21 protein-coding genes and 2 pseudogenes are annotated in these 24,752 nt (G+C 73.5%); 18 read left to right on the top strand and 5 right to left on the bottom strand.

Features of this window, described 5'->3' with window-relative positions; genetic code table 11:
* Positions 1-3 precede the first annotated feature (3 nt).
* Together ACZ44S_RS05735 and ACZ44S_RS05730 are read left to right on the top strand one after the other, a co-directional pair.
* Positions 4-657: a response regulator gene (locus tag ACZ44S_RS05735; protein WP_466924824.1), complete on the top strand. Its 654-nt coding sequence runs from the start codon at positions 4-6 to the stop codon at positions 655-657.
* Between the two features lie 28 nt (positions 658-685).
* Positions 686-778, top strand: a pseudogene (locus ACZ44S_RS05730) (DUF397 domain-containing protein); the annotation flags it as partial.
* Positions 779-902: 124 nt separating this feature from the next.
* Here the strand turns inward: ACZ44S_RS05730 and ACZ44S_RS05725 are convergent.
* Positions 903-3,356 carry a SpoIIE family protein phosphatase gene (locus tag ACZ44S_RS05725; protein ID WP_466924822.1) on the bottom strand — a complete coding sequence of 818 codons (2,454 nt, stop codon included), beginning with the start codon at positions 3,354-3,356 and terminating at the stop codon, positions 903-905.
* Positions 3,357-3,715: 359 nt separating this feature from the next.
* Here ACZ44S_RS05725 and ACZ44S_RS05720 point away from each other — a divergent pair, with 359 nt between their 5' ends.
* A complete protein-coding gene (locus ACZ44S_RS05720) occupies positions 3,716-6,208 on the top strand; it encodes a PP2C family protein-serine/threonine phosphatase (RefSeq protein WP_466924819.1) in 2,493 nt (830 codons plus the stop codon).
* A gap of 207 nt (positions 6,209-6,415) precedes the next feature.
* Here the strand turns inward: ACZ44S_RS05720 and mmuM are convergent, their stop codons facing one another.
* On the bottom strand, positions 6,416-7,330 hold the full coding sequence (gene mmuM / locus ACZ44S_RS05715) for a homocysteine S-methyltransferase (RefSeq protein ID WP_466924816.1): 915 nt from the start codon (positions 7,328-7,330) through the stop codon (positions 6,416-6,418).
* 98 nt (positions 7,331-7,428) lie between these two features.
* Here mmuM and ACZ44S_RS05710 point away from each other — a divergent pair.
* The 5 genes and pseudogenes from ACZ44S_RS05710 to ACZ44S_RS05690 all read left to right on the top strand — a co-directional run.
* Positions 7,429-8,535, top strand: a pseudogene (locus ACZ44S_RS05710) (winged helix-turn-helix domain-containing protein); the annotation flags it as partial.
* Positions 8,536-8,652: 117 nt separating this feature from the next.
* On the top strand, positions 8,653-8,865 hold the full coding sequence (locus ACZ44S_RS05705; protein WP_466925185.1) for a response regulator transcription factor: 213 nt from the start codon (positions 8,653-8,655) through the stop codon (positions 8,863-8,865).
* A 13-nt stretch (positions 8,866-8,878) separates the two neighbouring features.
* Positions 8,879-10,498, top strand: a complete 1,620-nt coding sequence (locus ACZ44S_RS05700; protein WP_466924814.1) for an MFS transporter — start codon at positions 8,879-8,881, stop codon at positions 10,496-10,498.
* Complete coding sequence (locus ACZ44S_RS05695; protein ID WP_466924811.1) at positions 10,498-11,016, top strand: hypothetical protein; 519 nt, start codon at positions 10,498-10,500, stop codon at positions 11,014-11,016. Before ACZ44S_RS05700 ends, ACZ44S_RS05695 begins: the two co-directional genes overlap by 1 nt.
* Before the next feature lie 123 nt (positions 11,017-11,139).
* The gene (locus tag ACZ44S_RS05690) at positions 11,140-11,337 is read left to right on the top strand and encodes a hypothetical protein (RefSeq protein WP_085575256.1); all 198 of its coding nucleotides are present in this window, start codon (positions 11,140-11,142) and stop codon (positions 11,335-11,337) included.
* 18 nt (positions 11,338-11,355) lie between these two features.
* Here the strand turns inward: ACZ44S_RS05690 and ACZ44S_RS05685 are convergent, their stop codons facing one another.
* On the bottom strand, positions 11,356-12,759 hold the full coding sequence (locus tag ACZ44S_RS05685; protein WP_466924808.1) for a DUF2252 domain-containing protein: 1,404 nt from the start codon (positions 12,757-12,759) through the stop codon (positions 11,356-11,358).
* A gap of 165 nt (positions 12,760-12,924) precedes the next feature.
* On the opposite strand from ACZ44S_RS05685, the gene ACZ44S_RS05680 reads away from it, so the two are divergent.
* The 3 genes from ACZ44S_RS05680 to ACZ44S_RS05670 all read left to right on the top strand — a co-directional run bounded on the left by ACZ44S_RS05680 (position 12,925) and on the right by ACZ44S_RS05670 (position 14,667).
* Positions 12,925-13,578, top strand: coding sequence for an HdeD family acid-resistance protein (locus ACZ44S_RS05680; RefSeq protein WP_466924805.1), 654 nt, complete (start codon positions 12,925-12,927; stop codon positions 13,576-13,578).
* A gap of 157 nt (positions 13,579-13,735) precedes the next feature.
* Positions 13,736-14,200 carry an SHOCT domain-containing protein gene (locus ACZ44S_RS05675; protein WP_466924802.1) on the top strand — a complete coding sequence of 155 codons (465 nt, stop codon included), beginning with the start codon at positions 13,736-13,738 and terminating at the stop codon, positions 14,198-14,200.
* A gap of 29 nt (positions 14,201-14,229) precedes the next feature.
* Positions 14,230-14,667 (top strand): DUF7144 family membrane protein, encoded by a 438-nt coding sequence (locus ACZ44S_RS05670; RefSeq protein ID WP_466924799.1) that lies wholly within the window; start codon positions 14,230-14,232, stop codon positions 14,665-14,667.
* A gap of 86 nt (positions 14,668-14,753) precedes the next feature.
* On the opposite strand, the gene ACZ44S_RS05665 is transcribed toward ACZ44S_RS05670, so the two are convergent.
* Entirely contained in the window at positions 14,754-15,044 is a 291-nt protein-coding gene (locus ACZ44S_RS05665; protein ID WP_466924797.1) for a hypothetical protein, read from the bottom strand.
* Between the two features lie 254 nt (positions 15,045-15,298).
* On the opposite strand from ACZ44S_RS05665, the gene ACZ44S_RS05660 reads away from it, so the two are divergent.
* The 7 genes from ACZ44S_RS05660 (at position 15,299) to ACZ44S_RS05630 (ending at position 21,925) form a co-directional block, all read left to right on the top strand.
* A complete protein-coding gene (locus ACZ44S_RS05660; RefSeq protein ID WP_466924794.1) occupies positions 15,299-16,126 on the top strand; it encodes a class II glutamine amidotransferase in 828 nt (275 codons plus the stop codon).
* A gap of 141 nt (positions 16,127-16,267) precedes the next feature.
* Positions 16,268-17,359, top strand: coding sequence for a glycoside hydrolase family 43 protein (locus ACZ44S_RS05655; protein ID WP_466924792.1), 1,092 nt, complete (start codon positions 16,268-16,270; stop codon positions 17,357-17,359).
* A gap of 265 nt (positions 17,360-17,624) precedes the next feature.
* Positions 17,625-18,086, top strand: a complete 462-nt coding sequence (locus ACZ44S_RS05650) for a hypothetical protein (RefSeq protein WP_466924790.1) — start codon at positions 17,625-17,627, stop codon at positions 18,084-18,086.
* A complete protein-coding gene (locus tag ACZ44S_RS05645) occupies positions 18,083-18,841 on the top strand; it encodes an isocitrate lyase/PEP mutase family protein (protein ID WP_466924787.1) in 759 nt (252 codons plus the stop codon). The genes ACZ44S_RS05650 and ACZ44S_RS05645 overlap by 4 nt, the downstream gene beginning before the upstream one ends.
* A gap of 51 nt (positions 18,842-18,892) precedes the next feature.
* The gene (locus ACZ44S_RS05640; RefSeq protein ID WP_466924785.1) at positions 18,893-19,390 is read left to right on the top strand and encodes a hypothetical protein; all 498 of its coding nucleotides are present in this window, start codon (positions 18,893-18,895) and stop codon (positions 19,388-19,390) included.
* Positions 19,391-19,631: 241 nt separating this feature from the next.
* Complete coding sequence (locus ACZ44S_RS05635; protein WP_466924782.1) at positions 19,632-21,356, top strand: PHP domain-containing protein; 1,725 nt, start codon at positions 19,632-19,634, stop codon at positions 21,354-21,356.
* Entirely contained in the window at positions 21,353-21,925 is a 573-nt protein-coding gene (locus ACZ44S_RS05630) for a hypothetical protein (RefSeq protein WP_466924779.1), read from the top strand. The genes ACZ44S_RS05635 and ACZ44S_RS05630 overlap by 4 nt, the downstream gene beginning before the upstream one ends.
* Here ACZ44S_RS05630 and ACZ44S_RS05625 read toward each other — a convergent pair.
* Positions 21,868-24,741, bottom strand: a complete 2,874-nt coding sequence (locus ACZ44S_RS05625) for a glycoside hydrolase family 2 TIM barrel-domain containing protein (RefSeq protein WP_466924777.1) — start codon at positions 24,739-24,741, stop codon at positions 21,868-21,870. The two genes, ACZ44S_RS05630 and ACZ44S_RS05625, sit on opposite strands and share 58 nt — an antisense overlap.
* Between the last annotated feature and the right edge of the window lie 11 nt (positions 24,742-24,752).

Here is a 24,752-nt window from a genome sequence, read left to right as displayed (position 1 = left end):
CGCATGCGCATCGTGATCGCCGAGGACGCGGCCGTCGTCCGGGAGGGCCTGGCGCAGTTGCTGCGCGACCGGGGGCTGGAGGTGGTGGCGGCCGTCGCGGATGCCGAGGCGCTGCTGGCGGCCGTGGACGAGTACCGCCCGGACGCCGTCGTCGCCGACATCAGGATGCCGCCGGGACACCGTGACGAGGGCCTGCGCGCGGCACTGCAGCTGCGGGAACGGCATCCGGGGCTGGGGGTGCTGCTCTTCTCGCAGTACGTCGAGACGCGGTACGCGGACCGGCTGGCGGCGACCGGGATGGCGGGCTTCGGCTATCTGCTCAAGGAGCGGGTGGTCGACGTGGACGAGTTCGTCGAAGCGCTGCACCGCGTGGCGGCGGGCGGCACGGCGCTGGACCCGGAGGTCGTCGCCCAGCTCTTCGCGGCCCGCCGCGCGGGGGAGGGCCTGGCGGCCCTGACCCCCCGTGAGCACGAGATCCTGACCCTCATGGCCGAGGGCCGCACCAACGCGGCCGTCGCCACGGCCCTCGGCATTTCACAGCGAGCGGTCGAGAAGCACACGGCGAGCATCTTCACGAAGCTCGACCTTCCTCGCACGGAGGAGGGGCATCGCCGGGTGCTGGCTGTGTTGCGGTACTTGGAGGCACCGCGCGGGTGAGAACGCCGCTTACGGTGCGTCCGACTCCGTGGGTACGGAGAGGAAGGCGGCCCACGCCACCGCCATCCACATCCGCGACTCCAAGACCCCGCACGCCCCCCACCTCACCGATACCCCATCGGCGTGGGCCGAGCGTGGCTGCGCGGACGCCGGGCACGACGGTGTGGTGCGAGTTCGTCACCGCGTCCGCCGCGTCCCGCTTTCGGCGCGACCGTCCGGCCGACCCGGGCGCGGCCCCCGTGCCGTCACGTGCCGCGGGCCGGCAGTTCGATCTCCGCCCAGATGGTCTTCCCCCGGGCGCGATGGCGCGTCCCCCAGCGCCGGGAGAACTGGGCGACCAGCAGCAGGCCCCGGCCGCCCTCGTCGAACTTGCGGGCCCGCCGCAGATGCGGGGCGGTGTCGCTGCTGTCGTACACCTCGCAGGTGAGGGCGGATCCGAGGATCAGCCGTAGCTGGAGGGGCGGTTGGCCGTAGCGGATGGCGTTGGTGACGAGTTCGCTCACCACGAGTTCGGCGGTGAACGCCACGTCCTCCAGGTCCCACGCGGCCAGCCGGGCCGCCACGTCCGCTCGGGCGTCGGCCACCGCGGCGGGGTCGGACGGCAGGTCCCAGGTGGCGACGTGGTCCGCGTCGAAGGTTCGGGTGCGGGCGAGCAGCAGGGCGGCGTCGTCCTGGGGCTGTGCCGGCAGCAGCGTGCGGAACAGGTCGTCGCCGATGGCTTCCAGCGATGCGGCGGGCCGCTCCAGGCAGTGGCGCAGCCGGGCGAGGCCGCTGCCCAGGTCGTGGCGGGTGCCCTGGACGAGTCCGTCCGTGTACAGCACGAGCAGGCCACCCGGCGGCATGTCCCACTCACGGGTCTCGAAGGGCAGACCGCCCAGGCCGAGCGGAGGACCGGGACGGATGTCCACGAAGTCCACCGTGCCGACGGGCGTGACGACCGCGGGTGCCGGATGACCGGCGGAGGCGGCCGTGCATCTCCCCGACACGGGGTCGTGGACGACGTACAGGCACGTGGCGACGAGGTCGGTGGGCACCTCCAGGTCGGGCCCGCGGGGCGCCGGCGTCTCCTCCTCGGACACCACGTGGGTGACCAGGTCGTCGAGGTGCGTCAGCAGTTCGTCGGGGGGCAGATCGACGTCGGCCAGGGTGCGGACGGCGGTCCGCAGGCGCCCCATGGTGGCCGAGGCCCGCAGCCCGTGGCCCACCACGTCCCCCACCACCAGCGCGACCCGGGCGCCGGACAGCGGGATGACGTCGTACCAGTCGCCGCCCAGCCCCGCCCGTGTGCGGGCCGGAAGGTAGCGGTGAGCCACCTCGACCCCCTCCTGGGCGGCGGTCCGCCGGGGCAGCAGGCTTCGCTGCAGGGCCAGCGCGGTCTCGCGTTCGAGGGTGTAGCGGCGGGCGTTGTCCACGGCCACGGCGGCCCGCGCGCCGATCTCCTCGGCCAGCACCAGGTCGTCCTCCGTGAAGGGCTCCTCGCGGCGGTGCCGGACGAGGAGTGCCACGCCGAGGGTGATGGCGCGGGCCCGCAGCGGAATGACCATCACCGAATGGACCCCGAAGGTCCGCAGCACTCCCGAGCGGGCCTCGTCGACCCGCTGCCAGGCCCTGATGGCCGGGTCGACGGTGCGGTGCAGCGAGGCCTCTCCGGTGGCCAGGCACCGGGCGGGAGGTGTGGACGGAGGGTAGTCGTCCACGTCGCCGGGCCGGTACAGCGCCTCGGGGACCCCGGGCAGCACCGACTGCTGCGCCGCGCGCCGCAGAGTGACGGCGCCGGAGGGGGAGGGACGCGGTTCGATCCCGCGGAACAGGGAGTCCAGCAGGTCGACGGTGACGAAGTCCGCCAGATGGCCCACCACCAGGTCGGCCATCTCCTGCGCCGTCCGCATCACGTCCAGGGTGGTGCCGATCCGGGTGCTGGCGTCGTTCAGCAGGGTGAGCCGCTCCCGGGCGAGGTGCTGCTCGGTGACGTCGAGGGCGGACACCTCCACCTGCCGTGTCCGTCCGTCGGGGCCTTTGAGCGGTGACACGGTCATGGACCAGACGCCCTCGCGCAGTGCGGGCCGTGCCCTGCCCCGCACCCGGAACTGCTCGGTCTCGCCGGTGGCGAGGACACGGCGCATGCTGTCCTCCACCTGCTGGCAGGCATGGTCGTCGGGCAGGAGGTCCGCGACCCGCACGCCCGCCATGCGCTCCTCGCTCCGGCCGAGCTCGTGCTGGGCGCCGGCGCTCGCCCGTACGGCCCGCAGCGAGGAGTCGAACACCATGACCGGCAGACGGCACTGCGCGAACGCCGCCGCCTCCTCGGGCGCCGGGGCCGCGCTCGGCGGCTCGTCCGCCTCGGGCCCCCCGGGCGGCGTCGCCACGACGAGCCGCCGAGCGCGGCCCTCGCCGTCCACCCAGGGATACGCCCGCAGCCGCACCTCCAGCCGCCTGCCGTCCCGGTGCCGGAGCAGGGCCGTTGCGTTCCGCCCGTCGAGGGCCGCGCGGACCGTCGCCCCGTTGTCCGTACCGGCGTCCGCGCCGAGCAGACGGTCCACGGGATGCCCGATGGCCGCCTGGGGCGGGTACCCGAACACGCGCTCGGCGGACGGGCTCCACCCCACCACCACCCCCTGGGCGTCGACGACGGCCAGCGCGGGGGCCGCCCGGTCCGGGAGACCGTCCGCATCGCCGTCGAACGAGATGGCGTCGCGCATATGATCATCGCCTGTTCTGGCCTCGAGGCCGGCGCCCGGGCACGGGGGCACCGGCACTACCGCGGACCGTCCCGCCCCGCCGCGACGATCCCGTCCCGCCGACGTCCCACGCCCGTCGTCTCGCCTCCTCACTCCACTCCTACCGTCCCTCACCCGTGACCGCGCGTCATGCGCGGAGCGGGGCGACGACGGCCTGCGGCCGGCCACCCTCCTCGCCCGGCACCCGCCCTGGTCACAGCGCTCCAGCGTGGCCCACCCCTGGTGCCGTGCGGGGCGGATGCCCAGGTATTGCGCGCTATTTAGCATGGTATGAGCCGTTGGATGCGGCGGGTGTGCCATCCGTCAGGGATGAGAACGCGGTGACGAGACAGCAGCGCGCGTCCGGACTGCCCGGCGTACAGGGGGCGGAACGGGCCGACGGCCTGCCCTTCCACCCGCCCGCTCTGGCGGCCGCCCGCGCGGCGGCCGCGGTCATGGCGCTGCTCGCCGCTCTCCTGGGTCTGGTGGGCCTGACCGGGTGGATCCTCGACCTCGACGTGCTGAAGAGCGTGCTGCCCGGTGTCGCGGTGTCCATGAAGGCGAATTCCGCCGTGGCCGTCGTGGCGCTCGGTGCCTCGTTGTGTGTCGTCGCACGCGGCCCGGTGCGCCCGTGGGCGACCGCGGCGGCCCGTGCGGGGGCAGGCTTGGCACTGGTGCTCGGGGTGCTCACGCTGGTGGAGTACGTCGCGGGGACGAATCTCGGCATCGACGAGGTCCTCGTCGAGGACGACACCGCCGACGTCCAGACGACGGCGCCGGGACGGATGGCGCCGAACACCGCCGTGGCCGTGGCGCTCGCGGGTGCCGCGTCCCTGGGCTTGAGCGCGCGCCGGCTCCCCGCGTGGTTCGGTCAGACACTGGGGCTGGCCGTCGGGGCCATCGGCATGCTGCGGTTGTACGGGGCCGCCTACGCGGTGCCCGAACTGGAGCGGTTCGGCGCCTACACGGGCATGGCCCTGCATACCGCGCCGGCCCTGGTCCTCCTGGGCGCGGCCGCCTTTCTGGCCCGGCCGGACGAAGGGCTGAGCGGGCTCGTCATGAACGCGGGCACGACGGGGGCGCTGGGGCGGCGCCTGATCGTCATCGCCGTGGTCGTGCCGCCCCTGCTCGGCTGGGGCGTCCTGGCGGGCGAGACCGCGGGGCTCTTCGGGCCGAGGCTGGGGACCGCCCTGTTGGTGTGGGGCCACGTGGCCGCCCTCACCGTGGTGATCTTCCCCGTCCTGGCCGTGGGCCGCCGGATCGAGGTGTCCCACGCCCGTCTCGAGTGGCAGGTGCGCCAGAACGCACTGCTGCAGGACTTCATGGACCACACGCCCGCGGTGGTGTTCATCAAGGACCTGGAGGGCCGCTTCCTGGCGGTGAACACGCGGTTCGAGGAGAGTCTGGAGCTGCCCCGTGACCGGGTGCTGGGCCGCCGCGACGTGGACGTCATGCCGTCCGGCCTCGCCCGCCACGCGCGGGATGCCGACCTCGCGATGCTGGCCCGGGGCAGGCCCGTGCAGCGGGAGGAACTGCTCACCCTGCCCGACGGTCCGAGGGAGTTCTTCACCACCCTCTTCCCGCTCAACGACGCGTCCGGTGACCCCTATGCCGTCTGCGGGGTGGTCACCGACATCACCGAACGTGTCGCCGCCCAGCGCGAGGTGGAGCGGGCGCAACGGCGGTTCCGCGCGCTGCTGGAATCCGCACCCGACGCCACGCTCATCACGGACGGCAGCGGCATCGTCGTCATGGCCAACGCCCAGGTGGAGCGTGTCTTCGGCCGATCGCCCGGCGACCTCGTCGGCACCCGGGTCGCCGACCTGGCGCCCTCCTCGACGCGCCGGCGGCAGGGGGCCCTCCTCGACGCCTACCTGCGACGGCGTGACCCGCAGCCGGCGGTCGTGGACCGGGACCTTTACGGGCTGCGCGGCGACGGCTCCTCCTTCCCCGTCGAGGTCAGTATCAGCAGTCTCCAGACCGAGCGGGAGACCCTCGCCGTGCTGTTCGTACGGGACATCACCGAGCGCAGGCGGGCGGAGGCCGAGCGCGCCGAACGCTACGAGCAGCAGCGGCGCATCGCCTACACCCTGCAGCACAGCCTGATGGGGGAGCCGCCCACCCTCGCGTACCTGCCCAGCGCGCGCCGGTACCTGGCCTCCGTCCAGGATCCCGGGGTCGGCGGCGACTGGTTCGACGTCATCCCCCTCGGCGGTCGCCGCACCGGCGTCATCATCGGCGACGTGATGGGCCGGGGACTGGAGGCGGCGGCTGTCATGGGCCAGCTGCGCGCCGCCTCCCACGCGCTGGCCCGTACGGGCGCTGCGCCCAGCCGCCTGATGACCTCACTGGACGCCTTCGTCGGCGACCTGGCCGGTCAGCTCGTCACCTGTCTCTATCTGATCCTGGACCAGGACACCGGCGAGGTCACCGTCTGCTCCGCGGGTCACCCGCCCGTCGTCGTCCTGCCTCCCGGCGGGCCTCCGGGCCGGCTGCGGGCACCGGTCGGCGTGCCCCTGGGAGTCAACGACCCGGCCGGCGGTGGGGTGCCGTTCGAGGAGGTGACCCGGCCGCTGCCGCCCGGCAGCGTCCTCGTCCTCTACACGGACGGGCTGGTCGAACAGCCCGGCACCGACATCGAGGAGCGGATCGACGTCCTCGCCACTACCGCCGGCGCCGCACTGGAGGGCGTCCGCGCGGACCCGGAGGTCCTTGACCGAGTGGCGGACCGGCTGATCAGTACCCTCATCCCGGCCCCGGCCGACCACGACGACGACGTGACCCTGCTCCTGCTCGCCGTGCCCGATCCGGACGGGCCGGGCACCGACCGCTGACGGGGCGGCGGGGCGTGTGCAGGTCGAGGCGAGACGCGTCCGGCCGGTGGGGGTTGGTGGCGGTGTAGGTGCGTTGGACGGTGCGGGGGGCGTGGGGCGGGGCGTGGGGCGTTGGAGGTGTGGATCCCTGTCCGGTCGGAACGCGGCGCTGCGTGGTGCGTGGGGCGTCGGGGCGGTGTGGGACGTGCCGGGGCCGGCGTGAGGTCGCTACGGCTGCCCCCGCAGCGCCTCGGCGACCGTCGAGATGGTCTCCGGTCCCACCCGGCAGCAGCCCCCGATCAGCCGGGCCCCCGACGCCCGCCACCCCGTGACCCGGGAGGCGGTGAACGTCGGAACGCCGGTCCACGCTCGCGCCCCGGCGTCCCACGCCTCCCCGCTGTTGGGGTAGACGACGACCGGCTTCCCCGTCACCCGGGCGGCGAGTGCGACCGCGTGGTCCGCGTCGTCCGGCGTGCAGCAGTTCACGCCGACCGCGATCACCTCGTCCGCCCGCGCGGCGAGCGCGAACGCGTCCTCCAGCGGCCGGCCCGCGCGGGTGCGGTCGCCGGCCGCCGAGTAGGACAGCCAGGCCGGTACGTCCAGCCCGCGCAGCGCGCGCAGCAGCGCCTCCGCCTCGTCCGTGTCGGGGATCGTCTCCAGGGCCAGGACATCGGGTGCGGCGGCGGCCAGGACCTCCATCCTGGGGCGGTGGAAGCGTTCCAGCTCCGTGACGGACAGCCCGTACCGGCCCCGGTACTCGGAGCCGTCCGCGAGCATCGCCCCGTACGGGCCGACCGAGGCCGCCACCCACAGCGGTCGGGAGACGCGCGCCCGCCGGGCCGCCTCCCGGGCGCACTCGACGCTCAGCGCGAGCAACTCGGACGCCTCCTCCCGGCCGATCCCGCGCCGTGCGAAGCCCTCGAACGTCGCCTGGTAGCTCGCTGTGATCGCCACGTCCGCGCCCGACTCGAAGTACGCGAGGTGCGCCGCCGTCACGGCCCCGGGATCCTCGGCGAGCAGCCGCGCCGACCACAGTTCGTCGCTCAGGTCGTGTCCCGCCGACGCGAGCTGGTTGGACATGCCGCCGTCGAGGACGACCGTGCCGTCCGCGAGGGCCGACGCCAGGTCGGGAGTGGTGCTCATACCGGCGACGCTAACCGACCCGCCCGTCACGGCGCGCCCTCCGGCCCCGGTGCTGGGATGCTGAGAGGGAGCACAGCCGAACAGGGGCGGTGAGTGCCATGACCGGCCTCGAAGCGGACGATCACTCGGTGGCGGACGACCTCGCCGACCCACGCGGCGACCCGTTTCTGCGCACCCGGTTCGCCGTACCCGCGCGCCCCGCGACGTACCTGCGGCGGGAGCGGCTGACCAGGCACCTCGACCAGGCGCTGGACACCCCGCTGACCATGGTCAACGGCTCGGCCGGGGCGGGGAAGACCCTGCTGGTCGCGGACTGGGTCGCGGACCGCGTCAGGCTCCCCGTGGCCTGGCTGACCACCGACGTGACCGGGGAGGGGCCCGGGATGTTCTGGGCGTATCTGCTGCGGGCGCTGCGGACGGCCGGTGTGCCGCTGTCCGCCGACGTCGGTGTCCCGGTGGACGCGAACCGGGTGGACCCGGCCCTGCTGACCCGGCTCGCGGCGGAGCTGAGCGCCCGGGAACTGCCGGTGGTCGTGGTGCTCGACGAGTTCGATCGCGTCACCGCCCCCGAGATCGCCGAGCAGTTGGAGTTCGTCCTGCACCACGCGGGGGCCGGGCTGCGCCTCGTCCTGGTCACCCGTACCGAGCCGCTGCTGCCCCTGCACCGCTACCGGGCCGCCGGCGCGCTGACCGAGATCAGGGGCGCGGAGCTGGCCTTCACCCCGCACGAGGCGGCCCGGTTGCTGGAACTGCACGGACTGCGGCTGCCCCCGGCGGCGGTGCGGGCGCTCGTGGAGCGCACTCGGGGCTGGGCCGCCGGGCTGCGGCTGGCCGCGCTGGCGGCCGGGGAGAGCCCGGATCCCGAGATGTACCTCAAGGAGTTCGAAGCCGACCGGAGCACGATCGCCGACTTTCTGCTGGCGGAGGTGCTCAGGCAGCAGGACGCAAGGACGCGGGAACTCCTGCTGCGGGTGAGCGTGCTCGACCGGTTCAAGGCCGGGCTGGCGAACGCGGTGACGGGGTGCGACGACGCCGGGGCCGTTCTGGCCCGGCTGAGCCGGGGCAACGCCTTCGTGGAGCAGCTCGGTCACGACGCGTACCGACTCCACCCGCTGTTCGCGGAGATCCTCCGCGCCCATCTGCGGTTGCGCAGGCCGGGACTGGAACCCGAGCTGCACCGGCGGGCCGCCGCCTGGCTGCGGCGCCCCTCGGCGGAGGAGAGGCCGGGAATCCGGCCCCGTCAGGGCGCGGCGGCACCACGCGGGCGGGTCGGGGGCAGGCCGTCGGCACCCGGCACCAGGGGGCCGTCCCCGAGCCGGCCGGTGCCCCCGCCCCCGCTCGTCGAGGAACTGAGCGGTCGCGAGCTCGACGTGCTGCGGCGCCTGGCGCTGACGATGTCCACGGAGGAGATCGCCGCCGACCTGTACGTGTCGGTGAACACGGTCAAGACCCACCTCAAGAGCGTCTACCGGAAGCTGTCCGTGAGCCGCCGCAACGAGGCGGTGCGCCGCGCCCGCGAGCTGGACCTGCTGTGAAGGGACGGACGCCGTGACGCACTGGAGGGCGCTGATCGTCCTGGGGACCGCGCAGTTCCTCATGGTCCTCGACACGTCGGTCATGAACGTCTCCATCAGCCAACTGGTCGACGACTTCGACACCGAGGTCACCGCGATCCAGGCCGTCATCACGCTGTACGCCCTGGTCATGGCGGCGTTCATGATCATCGGTGGGCGGCTGGGGGACATCCTCGGACGGCGGCGGGTCTTCCTCTCCGGTCTCGTCGTGTACGCCACAGGTTCCGCGCTGACCGCCGTCGCTCCCACGCTGTGGGTCCTCGTCCTCGGCTGGTCGGTCATCGAAGGGCTCGGCGCCGCGCTGGTCCTGCCCGCCATGGCGGCGCTCGTCGCGGAGTCCTACCGGGGCCGCGACCGGGCCGTCGCCTACGGAGTCGTCGGCGGACTGGCCGGAGCGGGGATCGCGGTCGGGCCGCTGCTCGGCGGCTGGGTGACGACGTATCTCACGTGGCGGCTGGTCTTCGTGGGAGAGGTCGTGGTCGTGCTGGCCGTCCTGCTCCTGCGCGGCGCGATCACCGAGGAACCGAGGGCCGGGACGCGTCCCCGGCTGGACGGGGTCGGTGCCGTGCTCTCGGCGGCGGGTCTGGCCCTCGGGGTGCTCGGCGTCCTGCAGAGCGGCACATGGGGCTGGGTGCAGCCGCGCAACCCGCCCTTCACCGTCCTCGGCTTCGCGCCGACGCTGTTCGTGATCGCCGCCGGGGTGGCCGTCCTCGCGGTCTTCCGCCGGTGGGAGCGGCACCGGGACGGGCGCGGCGACGATCCGTTGGTGCATCTGTCCCTGCTGCGACGGCCGGCCCTGGGCTCCGGCCTCTTGTCGCTGGTGAGCCAGAACCTGATCCTGCTGGGCCTGTTCTTCACCATTCCGCTGTACCTCCAGGTCGTCCAGGGTTTCGACGCCTTCGAGACGGGGCTCAGGCTGCTGCCGGTGTCCGCCGCCATGCTGGTCACCTCGCTGGGCGCGGCCCGCCTGGGGCGCCTGGCGGGACCCCGCCGGATCGTCCGGCTGGCCCTGGTCACCGTGGCGGCGGCCGTCGTGTGGCTGCTGGCCACCATCGACCCGGTCATCGACGACGCCCAGTTCGCCTGGGCGATGGCCCTGCTCGGCGTCGGCATGGGACTGTTCGCCTCGCAGCTCGGCAACGTCGTCCAGTCCAGCGCCCAGGAGGACGAGCGCAGTGAGGTCGGCGGGCTCCAGTACACGGCGCAGAACCTGGGCTCGGCCCTCGGCACCGCGCTGATCGGCTCGCTCCTCGTCGGTTCCCTCGCGCAGGCCTTCACCTCGCACGTCGAGGACGACGTCCGGCTGTCCGAGGAGGCCAGACAGGAGGTCGGCGTCGCCCTGGAGGCCGGAGTCACCTTCGTCCCGACCGCGCAGGTGCGCGACGCGGCCACCCGCGCCGGACTGCCGCCCGGCGAGGTGGACGCCGTGACGGAGTCCTATGCGTCGGCGCAGCTCGACGGGCTGAAGGCGGCGATCCTGGCCACCGGCGGTATCACCCTCGCCAGTTTCCTCGTCACATCCCGGCTGCCGGGCCCGGCGTCCGAGCGCCAGGGGACGAACGCCCCGGACCGGTCCGGCCGGAGGAGGGCGTGATGGCCGGCCCCGGACCCACGGCCCCCCCACCACGAACCGCCGGACGGGTGGCGCACGCCGACTACACGGGCGGTGTCTACGGCTCCATGCTCGCGGCGTCGGTGATCGTCGGGGCCGGCACGCTCGGCTCGTTCCCGCGCCTCGAGCTGGTGCTGCTGCTGTTGCTCACCGGCGGGGTCTTCTGGATCGCGCACGTGCACGCGCAGCTGTTCGGGGCGCGGCTGGCGCAGCGCAGCCCGGACCGTGCCGTCGTGCTGCGGGTGTGCCGGGAGGAGTGGACGATCGTCAAGGCCGCCGTGCCGCCGGCGGTCGCCGTGGGCGTCAGCCCCGTGCTGGGTCTCGGGGTGCAGGGCAGCCAGTGGTTCGCGCTGTCCGTCGCCGTGGCGGGGCAGGTGGGCTGGTCGGTGGCGGCGGCCCGCACGGCCGGTGCCACGCGGCGCCTGATCGTACTGTCGGCCCTGGTGAACCTCGTGCTGGGCCTGGTGATCCTCTCGGGCAAGCTCTGGCTGAAACACTGAGGGCCACGGCAGGCGGACGGGCGGTGCCTCACCTGTACGGGGTGAACCGGGCCGGCGCCCGTGGGCGGACGATGGACGGGTACGGGGGCGGCCGGTCCGTTCCAGCCACCCGGGGAGCGGCTCATGCGCTACGAGATCCGTGTGGACGGGCATCTCTCGGAACCGCTGATCAAGGTTTTTCCGGAACTCGACCACGTGACCATGTCGGGGCAGACCCTGCTGTTCGGGCACGTCGTCGACGAGGCCCATCTGTACGGGCTGCTGGCCCGCTGCCAGTCCCTCGGCCTGCGCGTCCTGGAGATGCGCCAGGTGCCGGAGTGAACGTGCCCGCCCTGGGCCTCAGGCGCTCTCGGCACGCACCCGGCCCGAGCGGACGGCGGCGGCCAGCGTCTCGAAGTCGCGCTCGTTCCGGTCGGCGTAGTCCTGCGCGAACCCGGCCAGCGCCCCGTCGAAGCGGTCGCCGCGCCCCAGGTAGGCGGCGATGGCGACAGGGTCCCCGGAGCGCGCGTGGGCCCGCGCCAGACTCGCCCCGCACAGGCGGGCGAAGAGCCGCAGCATGCCCGGGTCCATGGTCTCCGGGCGCGCGATGCCCTTCCAGTCGCGCAGCTGACGCACGTAGAAGTCCCGGGGGCGGCTGTCGAGACCCACGGCGTGCGTCCAGCCGAGCAGGATGTCGCTGGTGGTCTGGATCAGCCGCTGGCCCGCCACCACGCGCCGGCCCTGGTTGTCGAAGCGTTCACCGCCCGCGTACGGGGCGAGCACCGACTCCTGCGCCTCCTTGGCCTGCAGCAGCAGGGGGTCGTCGTCGTCCCTGCCGAGCAGCAGCACGATCCAGCAGCGGGTGCCGACACTGCCGACGCCGACCACCTTCCGGGCCACGTCGACCAGGTGGTACCGGCCCAGGAGATGGCGGTGCTGTGACGACAGCGAGCGCACATAGCCGTCCAGGACCTCGCGCAGGCCCTTCTCCTCGGCGGACGGGTCGTCCAGCAGATCGCGCAGGGGGGTGATCAGCGGCGGATCCGCGGTGATGCGGCGTGCCCCGGCGGAGACGTGGGTGAGCTTGGCGAAGGCCTGCAGGTGGGTGCGGGTCCGGGCGCGCTCCGTCGCCTCCTCGGTACGGCGCCGGGCCTCCCGCGTCATCGACGAGGCCATCAGCTCCCGCAACTGGTCGGCGTCGTCCTGGGCGTACCAGATGTCGAGGGTGCGCATGCCCGCGAACTCCCGCATGCGGCGCCGATACGCCTCCCCGCAGGCGCGCACCGCGCGGTTCTGCTCCCCGGCCGGGAAGCCGTTCGCCCGGCCCGCGATGGCGAAGCTCGCCGCCAGCCGTTTCACGTCCCACTCGAAGGGGCCGGTGTGCGTCTCGTCGAAGTCGTTGATGTCGAAGACGAGACGCCGTTCGGGGGAGGCCAGCAGGCGGAAGTTGAGCAGATGGGCGTCACCGCAGAGCTGCACGGCCAGCCCGGTGCTCGGGGCCCGGCCGAGGTCCTCCGCCATGATCGCCGCAGCGCCCCGGTAGAACCGGAAGGGCGATTCCAGCATGCGGCCGTAGCGGACCGGCACCAGCTCGGGCAGCCGGGTCGCCGACTGCCGCTCGATCACGTCGACCGGGTCCGGCCGGTCCTGCGGCGCCTCGAACGAGCCGTGGGACGAGCGCGGGGCCCGGCCCCGGGCCTCCTTGCCGTACGCGGCGCGCTCGGCCGGGGTGAGGGAGGCGATGAAGGGACTCGGTACGGCCATGGCTGTCTCCCGCCTGCACCGTGGACGACTACCCATCCCACCGCGAGGCGTCCCCGGCCGGATCACCCGTCGGGGGTGACCCGGCGACCGCGGCCGGGCGGGAGGCTGGTCATGCGCTCGTGCGGCGGCCCGCGTGCGCTGCCGCACCGTGCGGGAGGAGGAGCCATGGCTGCGACACCTGGTCCGGCGCCGGGGGCCGGACACGAGGAGTACCTGTCCCGCGGTGCGGCCCTCGGTTCGCCGGATGACCTGCTGGCGGCACTCGGGCGCTCATGGAAGTGGATCCTCGCCTCCGCGGCCGCCACCTTCGTCCCGGGCATCATCGTGCTGGTGTGGCCGGACACCACGCTGCACGTCCTCGCCGTGCTCATCGGCCTGTACCTGCTGGCGGCCGGGGTGTTCCGGTTCGTCGGCGTGTTCGGACGGGAGGAGCCGAGCCAGCGGCTGCCCGAATTGCTGCTGGCGGTGCTCTACGTCCTGGCCGGGGTGCTCTGCCTGCGCAACCCGCTGCAGACGATCGCCGCCCTGTCCCTGATCGTCGGGGTCGTCTGGCTGGTGTCGGGGATGCTCACCCTCTTCACGGCCCTCGCCTCGCGGGATCTGCCGCACCGTGCGGTCGTTCTCGGGGCGGCGCTGCTGGCGGTGATCGCGGGCATCGTGGTGCTGGCCCTGCCCGCCGAGTCCGCCCTGGCACTGACCCGCCTCCTCGGCCTGTGGCTCGTCCTCATGGGACTGGTCGAAGCGGCCGTGGCCCTGGCCTGGCGGTCCGCGCTGCGCAGGTCGGGCATCGGGGCCCACGGCCGGGCCGGCGCGGGCTGAGGAGCCGCCCGACGGAATCCGGCGGCCCCGGCGGGGACGGGGGCCCCGCCCGGTCGCCCTTCACCCGCCCCGGGTGAGGCGGTGTCCGTCCGGCGAGCGGACGCTGAGAACGGGGCCGAACGACCTGTCGGGCGCACGCCCGGGACGGAGGACGAAGATGAGCGGTGTCACGTATCTCGCGTACGACTATCCCCTGCTGAGCGCCTTCTGGACCCTGCTGGTCTTCTTCCTGTGGATCATGTGGATCATCCTGCTCTTCCGGGTCGTCATGGACATCTTCCGCGACGACGACCTCAGCGGCTGGGCCAAGGCGGGCTGGCTGGTGTTCACGGTCGTCCTGCCCTTCCTGGGCGTCTTCGTCTACGTGATCGCCCGCGGCAAGAACATGGGGCGCCGGGAGATCGCGCAGGCGCGGGCGCAGCAGGAGGCGTTCGACAGCTACGTCCGTGAGACCGCCAAGGGCGGAGGTTCCAGCAGCGTCGACGAACTCGCCCGGCTGTCCGAGATCAAGTCCCGGGGCGACATCACGGACGACGAGTATCGCAGGGCGAAGGAACTGGTCCTCAGCGGCCACGGCCCGGCGGACCGGTCGGGTCCGTTCGCTTCGTCCGCAGGGCGCTGACCGCACGACACCGAATCGAGGCATCGGCCATGACAGCGACACACCCGACACACGGAGCGCGCGCGCACGCGCCGTCGGCGAAGCGGCAGTGGGCCGAGGGCCTGACGGTCTTCGCCGCCGTCTCGCTCATGATCGTGGGAGTGCTCGACATCCTGCGGGGCATCATGGGCATCGCCGAGGACGACGTCTTCGTCTCGACGGAGAACTACGTCTTCGAGTTCGACCTCACCGCCTGGGGCTGGACCCACCTGGTGCTCGGCGCGATCGCCGTGCTGGTCAGCCTCGGCCTGGTCCGGGGAGCCCTGTGGGCCCGCATCACCGGCGTGGTGATCGCCGGGCTCCTCATCATCGCCAACTTCCTCTCCCTGCCGTACTACCCGGTCTGGTCCGTCGTGATGATCGCCTTCTCCGGTTTCATCGTCTGGGCCCTGTGCGTCTCGCGCCCGGGCAGCCGCTCCGAGCGCTGACTCCGCACACCATGTTCCGGGCAGGCCGGCCGGGGCGCCGCCCCCGGCCGGCCTCCGGCCGTCGTGGCGCGAGGTGGACGCGTCTGTCACTCCCCGCCCTGGCGGCCGCCGTACTGGTCCCGCTCACCGCCGCGGGTCTGCGCAGCGTCTTCTGGATCCTGCTCGGTGTCGCCGGACCGGCCCTGGTGGCCGTGGGCCTGTGGTGGACGCTCGCCCACTCCGGGGCCGTACGGATCGCCGGCGCGGTGCCGCGCGTGGTGGCCCCGCTCACGGTGCTGGGGCTGTATGCCGCGGGCGGGATGCCGGCACCGGCTGTCCGTGGCGCTGTGGGCGCTCGCGGTGACGGCGGCGCGGACCGCGTCCGGCCCCGGACCCACGCGGGCGGTGCCCTTGCCGCCGCCCGAGCGTTCCTGGGCACTGATGTCCCGGTGGTGTGCCGCAGCGCCCCGGGAACACTGCGGGTCCGCGTCCCGCGGGGCCGAGTGGGTACGCGGTGGGGCAGTGGTGGCTCCGAGTGGCTGCGGGTGGACCAGGTGGGCGCTGGGACCGCGGGAGACGGCGCCGGGGCGCGGTCCGTGACGGGGACCGACGGGAACGACGGTCCCCCCGCGGGGCCGGGAAGGCGGTGGACATGTGCCGTTGGCTCGCCTATTCGGGCACGCCGATCCTCCTCGACAGCATCCTCTACAAACCGGTGCACTCACTGATCGACCAGAGTCTGCACGCCAAGATGGGCGTCGAGACCACCAACGGCGACGGCTTCGGCGTGGGCTGGTACGTGCCGGACAAGGACAGCCCCGCGGTCGTGCGGGACATCGGACCGGCCTGGAGCGACCGCAACCTGCGGGAGATCGCCGCGCACGTCGTCTCCCCGCTCTTCTTCGGCCACATCAGGGCCTCCACCGGCACGGCGGTGCAGCAGACCAACTGCCACCCGTTCCGGTACGGCCGCTGGATGTGGATGCACAACGGGGCGATCGCCGAGTTCCACCGGCTCCGCCGCGACCTTGCGCTGGCCGTCGAGCCATCCCTCTTTCCGTACGTCGAGGGGTCCACGGACTCGGAGATGATGTTCTACCTGGCGCTGACCCTCGGCCTCGAGGAGGACCCGCCCGGTGCGGTGGCCCGGATGGCCGGCCTCGTGGAACGCGTCGGCCACGAGCACGGCGTGGAGTTCCCGATGCAGATGTCGGTCGCGGTGACCGACGGCGTGCGCCTGTGGGCGTTCCGCTACTCCACCCGGAAGAAGACGCGCTCGCTGTTCTACAGCACACGCGTGGACACGCTGCGGTCCCTCCACCCGGACGTGGCCTTCCTGCGGGAGGTCTCCGACGACGCCCGTCTCATCGTCTCCGAGCCCCTGGGCGACCTGCCCGGCGCCTGGAACGCCGTCCCGGAGGGCACCTACGGCGTGGTGCAGCCCGAGGGGGACGAGATGCACGCCTTCGCGCCCGTGTAGAACGCGGTTTCTGTTGGTCCCCGTCGGACCCGTTGACCTCCTCACGGCACGCGCTTACCTTTTCGGCGTTCGTCATGACAGATGACGTTCGAGATATCGAGCAAGCTCGTCCTTCGTCCTCCCCCACGAGAGGCAGACAGCATGAGCCGCGACGCCGACCTGCCCGAACCGCCCCCGCCCCCCGCCCGCAGACTCCTGCTGAAGAGCGCCCTGGCCGCGGGCGCCGTCGCCGCCGCGCCCGTGACGGCCCACGCCACCCCCGCCGCGCCCCCGAAGGCGGCTCCGTACGCGAACCCGCTCGTCCGCAACCGCGCCGACCCGCACATCACCCGCCACACCGACGGCTTCTACTACTACACCGCCACCGTCCCCGAGTACGACCGGATCATCCTGCGCCGCTCCCGTACGCTGAACGGCCTGTCACGGGCCGCCGAGTCCGTGGTCTGGCGGGCGCACCCCACCGGCGACATGGGCGCCCACATCTGGGCACCGGAGATGCACCGCGTCGGCGGCAAGTGGTACATCTACTTCGCCGCCGCACCCGCCGAGGACGTGTGGGCCATCCGCATCTGGGTGCTGGAGAACGCCCACCCCAACCCCTTCCGGGGCGCCTGGGTCGAGAAGGGTCGGATCAAGACCGCCTGGGAGACCTTCTCGCTGGACGCCACCACCTTCACCCACCGCGGCACCCGCTACCTCGCCTGGGCACAGCACGAACCCGGCATGGACAACAACACCGCCATCTGGCTCTCCGAGATGGACAGCCCGTGGACCCTGACAGGACCTCAAGTACGGCTGTCCACCCCCGAGTACGCCTGGGAGCGCATCGGCTTCGCGGTCAACGAGGGAGCGTACGTCCTGAAGCGCAACGGGCGGCTGTTCATGACCTACTCCGCCAGTGCCACCGACGCCAACTACTGCATGGGGCTGCTGACCGCCGACGAGGACAGCGACCTCATGGACCCGGCGAACTGGTCCAAGTCGCCCGTCCCCGTGTTCACCAGCAACGACACGACCGAGCAGTACGGCCCCGGCCACAACTGCTTCACGGTCGCCGAGGACGGCGTCACCGACGTGCTCGTGTACCACGCACGCCAGTACAAGGAGATCGACGGCGATCCGCTGCACGACCCGAACCGCCACACCCGCGTCCAGAGGCTCGGCTGGCGGCCCGACGGCACCCCGGACTTCGGCGTCCCCGTGGCCGACACGGCGAGCGGGCAGCGGGCGTGAGAGGAGACGCGCGGCCCCCCACCCGGCGGTGGTCCGGCGCGACGTGAGGCAACCACGCACACCACGAGGAGAGTACGGCCGGCCACGTGGGGAACCCGCTCCTTGAGGACACCGCCGGGACGCACGGCCGCCGAGGAACGTGTGGGCGAGGGACGCGAACCCCTGGGGCGCCCCGACCGGAACCGGGGCGCCCCAGGTCCGTGACTCCGCGCGGGGCACGGACACTTCGGCCGGGACCGAAGCGTCCCGCTTCTAACGTTCCCCCATGACCCGGAGCAAGCAGATCTCCGCCCCCGCCGCGGCCGTCACCGGCATGGTGGACCACGTCCTCGCGCCGGCCGGCACCTGGACCCGCTGGAACGGCGAACCCGTCCACGTCGACGGCCGCGTGTACACCCCGCACAAGGCGATCCGCCGCGTCACCGACCACCTGATCGACCACCTCGCGGAGAGGGAGGCACGCCTCGCCGGTGAGGAGACGCGGCCCGACCACTGGCACGCCTCCCTGGTCACCACCGAGGCCGACCTCGCCCCCTTCACCCCGCCGGACCTCGACGAGGCCCGCAGCCGCCTCACCCGGCTGGCGAGGATCTGGGCCAACCGCCTCGACGCGCTCACCGACGAGCAGCTCGACCACTCACCCGGCGCGGGCCGGCGCTTCCGTGAACTCGCCCGCCATGTCCAGGGGTCCGTCTACTACGCCGACGCCCTGGGAGACCTGTCATGACCGCCTTCTCCGACCTCCACCACGCGGACGAACCTCTGCTGCTCCCGAACGCCTGGGACCACGCCTCCGCGCTCCTCCTGGCCGCGCACGGCTTCCGCGCCGTCGGCACCACGAGCCTGGGCGTCGCCGCGGCGGCCGGACTCCCCGACGGCGCGGCCGCCGCCCGTGCCGAGACCCTGCACCTCACGCGCGCCCTCGGCCCGGCGCCCCTGCTGCTCTCCGTGGACGCGGAGGGCGGCTTCGGCGACGACCCGGACGAGGTGGCCGAGTTCGCGCGGGAGCTGTACGCCCTGGGCGCCGCCGGCATCAACCTGGAGGACGGACTCGGGCCCGCCGACCGGCACGCCGCGAAGATCGCCGCCGTCCGCGCGGCGGCTCCCGGCCTCTTCGTCAACGCCCGCACCGACACCCACTGGCTCGGCGACGGCGACCCGGACGACACCCTCGCCCGCGCCGAGGCCTACCGGGACGCGGGTGCCCACGGCGTCTTCGTCCCCGGCCTCACCGACCCCCGCGGGATCGCCGGCCTGGTGCGCGCCCTGGACGGCGTCCCCCTCAACATCCTCCACTCGCCCGCCGGACCGTCCGTCGCCCACCTCGCCGACCTCGGCGTCCGCCGCGTCAGCCTCGGCTCCCTGCTGTACCGCCGGGCACTGGGCGCGGCGCTGGACACGGCGGCCGCGATCCGCTCGGGCCGCACGCTCCCGGAGGGCACGACACCGTCGTACGAGGAGATCCGCGGGCTCAGCCGGTAGGCCCGGAAACGGCCGGGACGGGTCCCTGCCCGCGTGTCTGTCCTGCGGGGCATGCCGGATCCCGTGTACCCGCTGCCGCCGGACGCCAGGCCGCCCTCGCTGGGGACCTACAACGCGCTCGGCACCATGCTGCTGTACAACTCCCGCCCGGACGAGACCGGTTGCTTCTTCGCCACGCAATGGCTGATGATCATCCTGCCGGTGGCCCCGCTCCGTCGCTACTACGTGCGGGAGGGCAGGACCACCCTCGAGGGCAGCGGCTCGACGACCGAGTACCAGATCTACGGCACCTCGCGCATCCGTGCCGTCGAGGTCATCCGGGCCTACCTGTTCTTCTGGGTCCTCCTCCCGGCCGCGCTCATCGGCCCGATCCTCGTCGCCATGGCCCATGACGACGATCCGGCCGGCGACGACGTCATGCTGGTGGGGATGTTCGTGTCCGTGGGGCTGATCCTGCTGCTGTTGACCCTGCTCTTCCTCCACCGGACGTTCTGGCGGCCGGTGCGCACCGCCCACCGGGCCGACCCGCCGCCCCGCGCCAAGGGGTGAGCGAGCCGCCCATCCGCGCGTCGGGCCGTCGGCTTCCCGGACCGACGCCGAGGACGCGAGCCCTTCACGCAGGTGCGTGGCCCGCGCACCCGCTCGGCGCGAACCCGGACCACCGGACGCGCGCGGGCGAGGCGTCGTGTCCGGGGCATGTGAGGCTCACCCGCCGGTCGTTCGACGTTCATGCGCTGCCGTGATCCTCCACACGCGGCGCGGTCGCGTCGCGGCATCGAGGAGGCACTCCATGGGTCACGGGCACGCACACGGACCGCACCACCATCACCACCACGGACACGACCACCGGCACGAAACGACGGCGCCCCTGCCCGCCGCCTTCGACACCTCCGTGCCGGACGAGGCACTGAACCCCGAGCAGAAGTCCCGCCGGACGCTGCTGCGCCGGGCCGGGCTGCTCGGCGCCGGACTCGCCGCCGGCACCGTGCTGTCCGCCGGCGCCGCCGCCACGCCCGCGCACGCGGCGGGCGGGAACCGCAGCGGCAACGGCCGGGGCCGCGGCTTCCTGTGGCTCGCGGGCGATCACCACATCCACACCCAGTACAGCAGCGACGGCAAGTACCGCGTCGTCGACCAGGTCCGCCAGGGCGCCAGGCACGGCATGGACTGGCTGGTCATCACCGACCACGGCAGCACCACCCACGCCAGGATCGGCGTCGAGAAGGTCAACCCGGACATCAAGGAAGCCCGCGCCGCCCACGAGGACACCCTCGTCTTCCAGGGCCTGGAGTGGAACATCCCGGCCGCCGAGCACGGCACCGTCTTCGTCCACCCCGGCCGCCACGAGGTCTCCGTCCTCAAGCAGTTCGAGACCGACTACGACGGCAGCGTCAAGGGCGCCGGCGACTCCACACCCGCCAACGAGGCGCTCGCCGTCGCCGGTCTGGAGTTCCTCGCCGACCAGGTCAGACGGCGCAAGATCAAGGACGCCCTGATGCTCGCCAACCACCCCGCGCGCAAGGGCATCGACTCCCCGCACGAGATCCGCGCCTGGCGCGACGCGACCGGCACCGGCGACCGGCAGATCGCCGTAGGCTTCGAGGGCGCCCCCGGTCACCAGGCCGCCGGCCTGCCCGAGCCGCTCGGCATGGGCCGCGCCCGCGGCATCTACGACGGCAGCCCCGGCGCCAACTCCTTCCCCGGCTACCCGCTGGAGAGCTACCGCACCTGGGGCGGCTTCGACTGGATGACCGCCACCGTCGGCGGCCTGTGGGACAGCCTCCTCGCCGAGGGCCGCCCCTGGTGGATCACCGCCAACTCCGACTCCCACCAGGTCTACGCCGACACCGCCGCCCGCGGCGGGGGCGACTTCGCCGCGGGCGGCCGCTACGACGACCCCGTCTACGCCGGGAAGATCGACGTCGACCAGGGCGACTTCTGGCCGGGCCAGTACAGCCGCACCCACGTCGGCGCCGACGGCTTCTCCTACGCCGCCGTGATGGACGGCATCCGCGCCGGCCGCATCTGGGTCGACCACGGGCAGCTCATCAGCGGCCTCGACGTCCGCGTCCTGGGCGGCGGCCGCTGGGCCACCCTCGGCGGCGCCCTCCACGTCCGCAAGGGCACCGAAGTCACCCTGACCGCCGACATCGCGCTCGCCGGCGGCAACAACTGGGCCGGCTTCACGCCGAAGCTCGCCCGCGTCGACGTCATCCAGGGCGATGTCACCGGCCCGGTCGCCGACCAGGACACCTTCACCGCTCCCACGGCGAGGGTCGCCCGGTCGTACGACATCGACAAGCCGGCCGGCACCGTCCGCGTCGCCTTCGCCCTCGGCCGCGTCGACCGCCCGGTGTACGTCCGGCTGCGCGGCACGGACGGCAACCGGTCCGCCGTCGGCGCCATGGGCGCGAGGGTCGACCCGGCGGGCCCGGCGCTCGACGTCGTCGGCGACGCCGACCCGTGGCGCGACCTGTGGTTCTACAGCAACCCCGTGTGGGTCCTGCCGTCATGACCCCGCACGCCCTCACGGTGGACGCGGGCACCCGGGACCTGCTCGACGCCGACCGCCTGCTGCATGCGATCGCAGCCGGGCTCGACCTGCCCGACGGCACCTTCGGCTGCACCCACCTCGTGCGCGACGACCGTCCGCGGGTCGTCGTGTCCCTGTCCTCGCCCCCGCGTCCGCTCCCGGACCACCTCCGTGAGCGGCTCGCGGAGTACGGCACCGTCTCCCCGGGACCGCCCGACGCGGTGGGCCGCGCGGTGCTCTACCCGGGCGCCGGGGCCCTCACCGGCACGATGACCGTCGCGGAGCTCCTCGCCGGCTCCGCGATCGCCCGCGTGACGGTCCTGGGCACACCCGAACCGCCCGGTCCGCAGACGCGCCTGGTGACCCGGGACCACGTCCGGCCGCAGTGGCAGCGGGGCGAACTCGTCCTCGCCGCCACATGGGCCCTGGGCGGCGCCCTCGTGCCGTTCGAGGCCCCGGACCCCACCCCCTGCTGCGCGGACCACGGGCCCCGTCAGTCGCGCGGCTCCGAGAAGACGAAGGAGAACTCCGTGGGTTCGGGCCACAGGTAGTGGCGGGGGAGGGGACCCGGGCCGCAGGACTGGGAGCCGATACCGTGCAGGCGGTGGTCCAGGTTCACCCAGACCGTGTCGCCGGGGACGAGGTCGGTCAGGTGGCGGGCGGCGTCCAGGTGTTCGGTGGTCCAGGGCCTGGCCGTGAACCAGAACTCCGGCTCGCCGTCGACCCTCAGGCCGCCCACCTCGGCCCAGCGCACATCGGCGTGGGCGCCGTTCTCCTGCGGGCGCACATAGGGCGTCTGGAGGTCCCGGACGCTCGCGTCCCACAGCAGGTCCCTGGACGCGGCCCGGGAGTCCGGGTACGACTCCTCGCCGCCGCCGAACCAGAAGACCGCGTTCTCCTCGGTGGCCCCGACGAGGCCGAAGCGGATGCCGAGCCGGGGCAGCGGCACCCGCCAGTCGCCCTCCGGCACGACCGACACGGTCAGCCGCACCTGCGTGCCGTCGGACGTCCAGCGGTACGCGGTGCGCAGGCCCGCCTCCCGGCCGGCGGGCGCCACCCGGGTCCGCACGGTCAGCGCGTCGTCGTCCGTGCCGACGGACACCAGGCGGTGGCGCATGCGGTGCAGCCCCAGCTCGCGCCAGAGGAGCCCGTACCGGGTGTCGGACTGCCAGGGCGCGCCGTCGTCGTTGTCGGTGGTCGCCCGCCACACGTCCAGGCGCAGATCCCGCACCGGGACACCGGCGAGGCTGCGCGGTGCGCCGGTGCGGGCGTCGAAGACCGCCGGGCCGAGGACGATCCGGTCACCGTCGACGGCCGGGCGGACGCCGGTCGCCGCGGGCAGCGGGGCACGGCGGGCCACCGTCCCCTGGGCCCAGGCCACTTCGTGGTTCCTCCCGGCCCAGGGCAGGTCCTCGGCGAGCCGCGCCCCCACCGTCCACTGCACCTCCTCGCCCTTGCCGTCCGGGGCCTCGGGCAGCTTGACCTCCGCCGACTCCCCGGGCGCGAGCGGCGGCACGGTGAGCGGGTGCGCCCCCGTCGGCCAGCCGTCCACCTGGTAGGACAACCAGAACTCCAGATGGGACAGGTCCGCGAAGTCGTACCGGTTGGTCACGCGTACGGTGCCGTCCGCGCCGCCCGCCTCGATCCGGACCGGCTCGATCACCTTCTTGTACTCGGTCAGCCCCGGTGAGGGCGTACGGTCCGGGAACAGCAGCCCGTCGCAGACGAAGTTGCCGTCGTGCAGTTCCTCCCCGAAGTCGCCGCCGTAGGCGTAGCCCAGTTCCGGGTGCTCGATGCCGTGGTCGATCCACTCCCAGACGAAACCGCCCTGGAGCCGGCCGTACCGCTCGAACAGCTCCTGGTACTCGGTGAGTCCGCCGGGCCCGTTGCCCATGGCGTGCGCGTACTCGCAGAGGATCAGGGGCAGTTCGCGCCTGCGGCGGGTGCCGCCGTCCAGACCCCGCGCGATCCGCTCCACCTCCTCGTGCGGCGGGTACATCCGCGAGTACACGTCCGTGTCACGGCAGCCGGCGTCGCCCTCGTAGTGCACCGGACGGGAGGGGTCCCGGCCGTGGATCCAGCCGGCCATCGCGGTCAGCCCGCGTCCGGTGCCCGCCTCGTTGCCGAGCGACCACATCACCACCGACGGGTGGTTCTTGTCCCGCTCCACCATGCGGGCGGCGCGGTCCAGGAGGGCGGGGGTCCAGCGGTCGTCGTCGACGGGATTGTCGCGCCAGTCCTGCTCGACGAAGCCGTGGGTCTCCAGGTCGCACTCGTCGATCACCCACAGCCCGTACTCGTCGCACAGGTCGAGGAAGGCCGGATGCGGGGGATAGTGGGAGGTGCGGACGGCGTTGACGTTGTGCCGCTTCATCAGCAGCACGTCCTGCCGCATGGTGTCGAGGTCCAGCGCGCGGCCCCGGCGCGGGTGCCACTCGTGGCGGTTGACGCCCTTGAAGAGCAGGGGCGTTCCGTTGACCTTGATCAGGCCGTCCTCCACGACGACCGTGCGGAAGCCGACGCGCAGCGGGACGCGCTCGCCCGCCGTGGCCAGCGTCCCCGCGTACAGCCGGGGCGTCTCCGCCGTCCAGGGAGCGACGGGCAGCGTCACCGCCTCACCGGTGGCGACGTCGACGCCCAGCTCCGGCACGGTCACCCGCCCCGCGGCGTCGGAGTCGACGCGCAGCGTCCCCTCGCCGGTGACGTGGTCGTAGGAGGCGTGCACGAAGAAGTCACCGGCCGCGCCCGCCGGGCGGTGCAGCAGCGTCACGTCACGGAAGATGCCGGGCAGCCACCACTGGTCCTGGTCCTCCAGGTAGGAGCCCGCCGACCACTGGTGGACGCGGACCGCGAGAACGTTGCCGGACCGCTTCAGCAGCTGCCCGACCGCGAGTTCGTGCGGCAGCCGCGAACCCTTGAACTCCCCGATGTCCGTGCCGTTCAGCCACACCCGGGCGCAGGACTCGACCCCGTCGAAACGGAGCACCGCGTCGCCGTCGGCGGGCCAGTCGTCCGGCAGGTCGAAGAGGCGCAGATGGTCGCCGGTCGGGTTCTCGGCGGGAACGTGCGGCGGGTCGACGGGGAAGGGGTACAGGTGGTTGGTGTAGATCGGCGCGCCGTGGCCCTGCAGCACCCAGTGGCCGGGCACGGTCACCTCCGCCCAGTCACCGGCGTCGTACCCGGGTGCGGCGAACGCCTCGTCCTCGGTGTCGGCGGCCGGGGACACCCGCAGGCGCCAGCCGCCGTTCAGGGACAGGGACGCCGCGTCGGAGGACGCGTACCAGGCCCGTGGGGGCAGGGCCCCGCGGCCGGGGGAGACGTCCTCGACATAGCCGGTCGGGCCGCTCGACGGGGTGCGCAATGACATCGGTCTCCTAG

The organism is Streptomyces malachitofuscus, from assembly GCF_055571035.1.
This window is presented reverse-complemented; position numbering and strand designations above follow the sequence as displayed.

Excerpts from the sequence above, each read along its gene's own strand:
- ACZ44S_RS05735 (WP_466924824.1), top strand. The coding sequence starts at position 4 with ATGCGCATCGTGATCGCCGAGGACGCGGCCGTCGTCCGGGAGGGCCTG.
- ACZ44S_RS05725 (WP_466924822.1), bottom strand. The coding sequence starts at position 3,356 with ATGCGCGACGCCATCTCGTTCGACGGCGATGCGGACGGTCTCCCGGAC.
- mmuM (WP_466924816.1), bottom strand. The coding sequence starts at position 7,330 with ATGAGCACCACTCCCGACCTGGCGTCGGCCCTCGCGGACGGCACGGTC.
- ACZ44S_RS05695 (WP_466924811.1), top strand. The coding sequence starts at position 10,498 with ATGGCCGGCCCCGGACCCACGGCCCCCCCACCACGAACCGCCGGACGG.
- ACZ44S_RS05690 (WP_085575256.1), top strand. The coding sequence starts at position 11,140 with ATGCGCTACGAGATCCGTGTGGACGGGCATCTCTCGGAACCGCTGATC.
- ACZ44S_RS05685 (WP_466924808.1), bottom strand. The coding sequence starts at position 12,759 with ATGGCCGTACCGAGTCCCTTCATCGCCTCCCTCACCCCGGCCGAGCGC.
- ACZ44S_RS05680 (WP_466924805.1), top strand. The coding sequence starts at position 12,925 with ATGGCTGCGACACCTGGTCCGGCGCCGGGGGCCGGACACGAGGAGTAC.
- ACZ44S_RS05675 (WP_466924802.1), top strand. The coding sequence starts at position 13,736 with ATGAGCGGTGTCACGTATCTCGCGTACGACTATCCCCTGCTGAGCGCC.
- ACZ44S_RS05670 (WP_466924799.1), top strand. The coding sequence starts at position 14,230 with ATGACAGCGACACACCCGACACACGGAGCGCGCGCGCACGCGCCGTCG.
- ACZ44S_RS05660 (WP_466924794.1), top strand. The coding sequence starts at position 15,299 with ATGTGCCGTTGGCTCGCCTATTCGGGCACGCCGATCCTCCTCGACAGC.
- ACZ44S_RS05655 (WP_466924792.1), top strand. The coding sequence starts at position 16,268 with ATGAGCCGCGACGCCGACCTGCCCGAACCGCCCCCGCCCCCCGCCCGC.
- ACZ44S_RS05650 (WP_466924790.1), top strand. The coding sequence starts at position 17,625 with ATGACCCGGAGCAAGCAGATCTCCGCCCCCGCCGCGGCCGTCACCGGC.
- ACZ44S_RS05645 (WP_466924787.1), top strand. The coding sequence starts at position 18,083 with ATGACCGCCTTCTCCGACCTCCACCACGCGGACGAACCTCTGCTGCTC.
- ACZ44S_RS05640 (WP_466924785.1), top strand. The coding sequence starts at position 18,893 with ATGCCGGATCCCGTGTACCCGCTGCCGCCGGACGCCAGGCCGCCCTCG.
- ACZ44S_RS05635 (WP_466924782.1), top strand. The coding sequence starts at position 19,632 with ATGGGTCACGGGCACGCACACGGACCGCACCACCATCACCACCACGGA.
- ACZ44S_RS05630 (WP_466924779.1), top strand. The coding sequence starts at position 21,353 with ATGACCCCGCACGCCCTCACGGTGGACGCGGGCACCCGGGACCTGCTC.
- ACZ44S_RS05625 (WP_466924777.1), bottom strand. The coding sequence starts at position 24,741 with ATGTCATTGCGCACCCCGTCGAGCGGCCCGACCGGCTATGTCGAGGAC.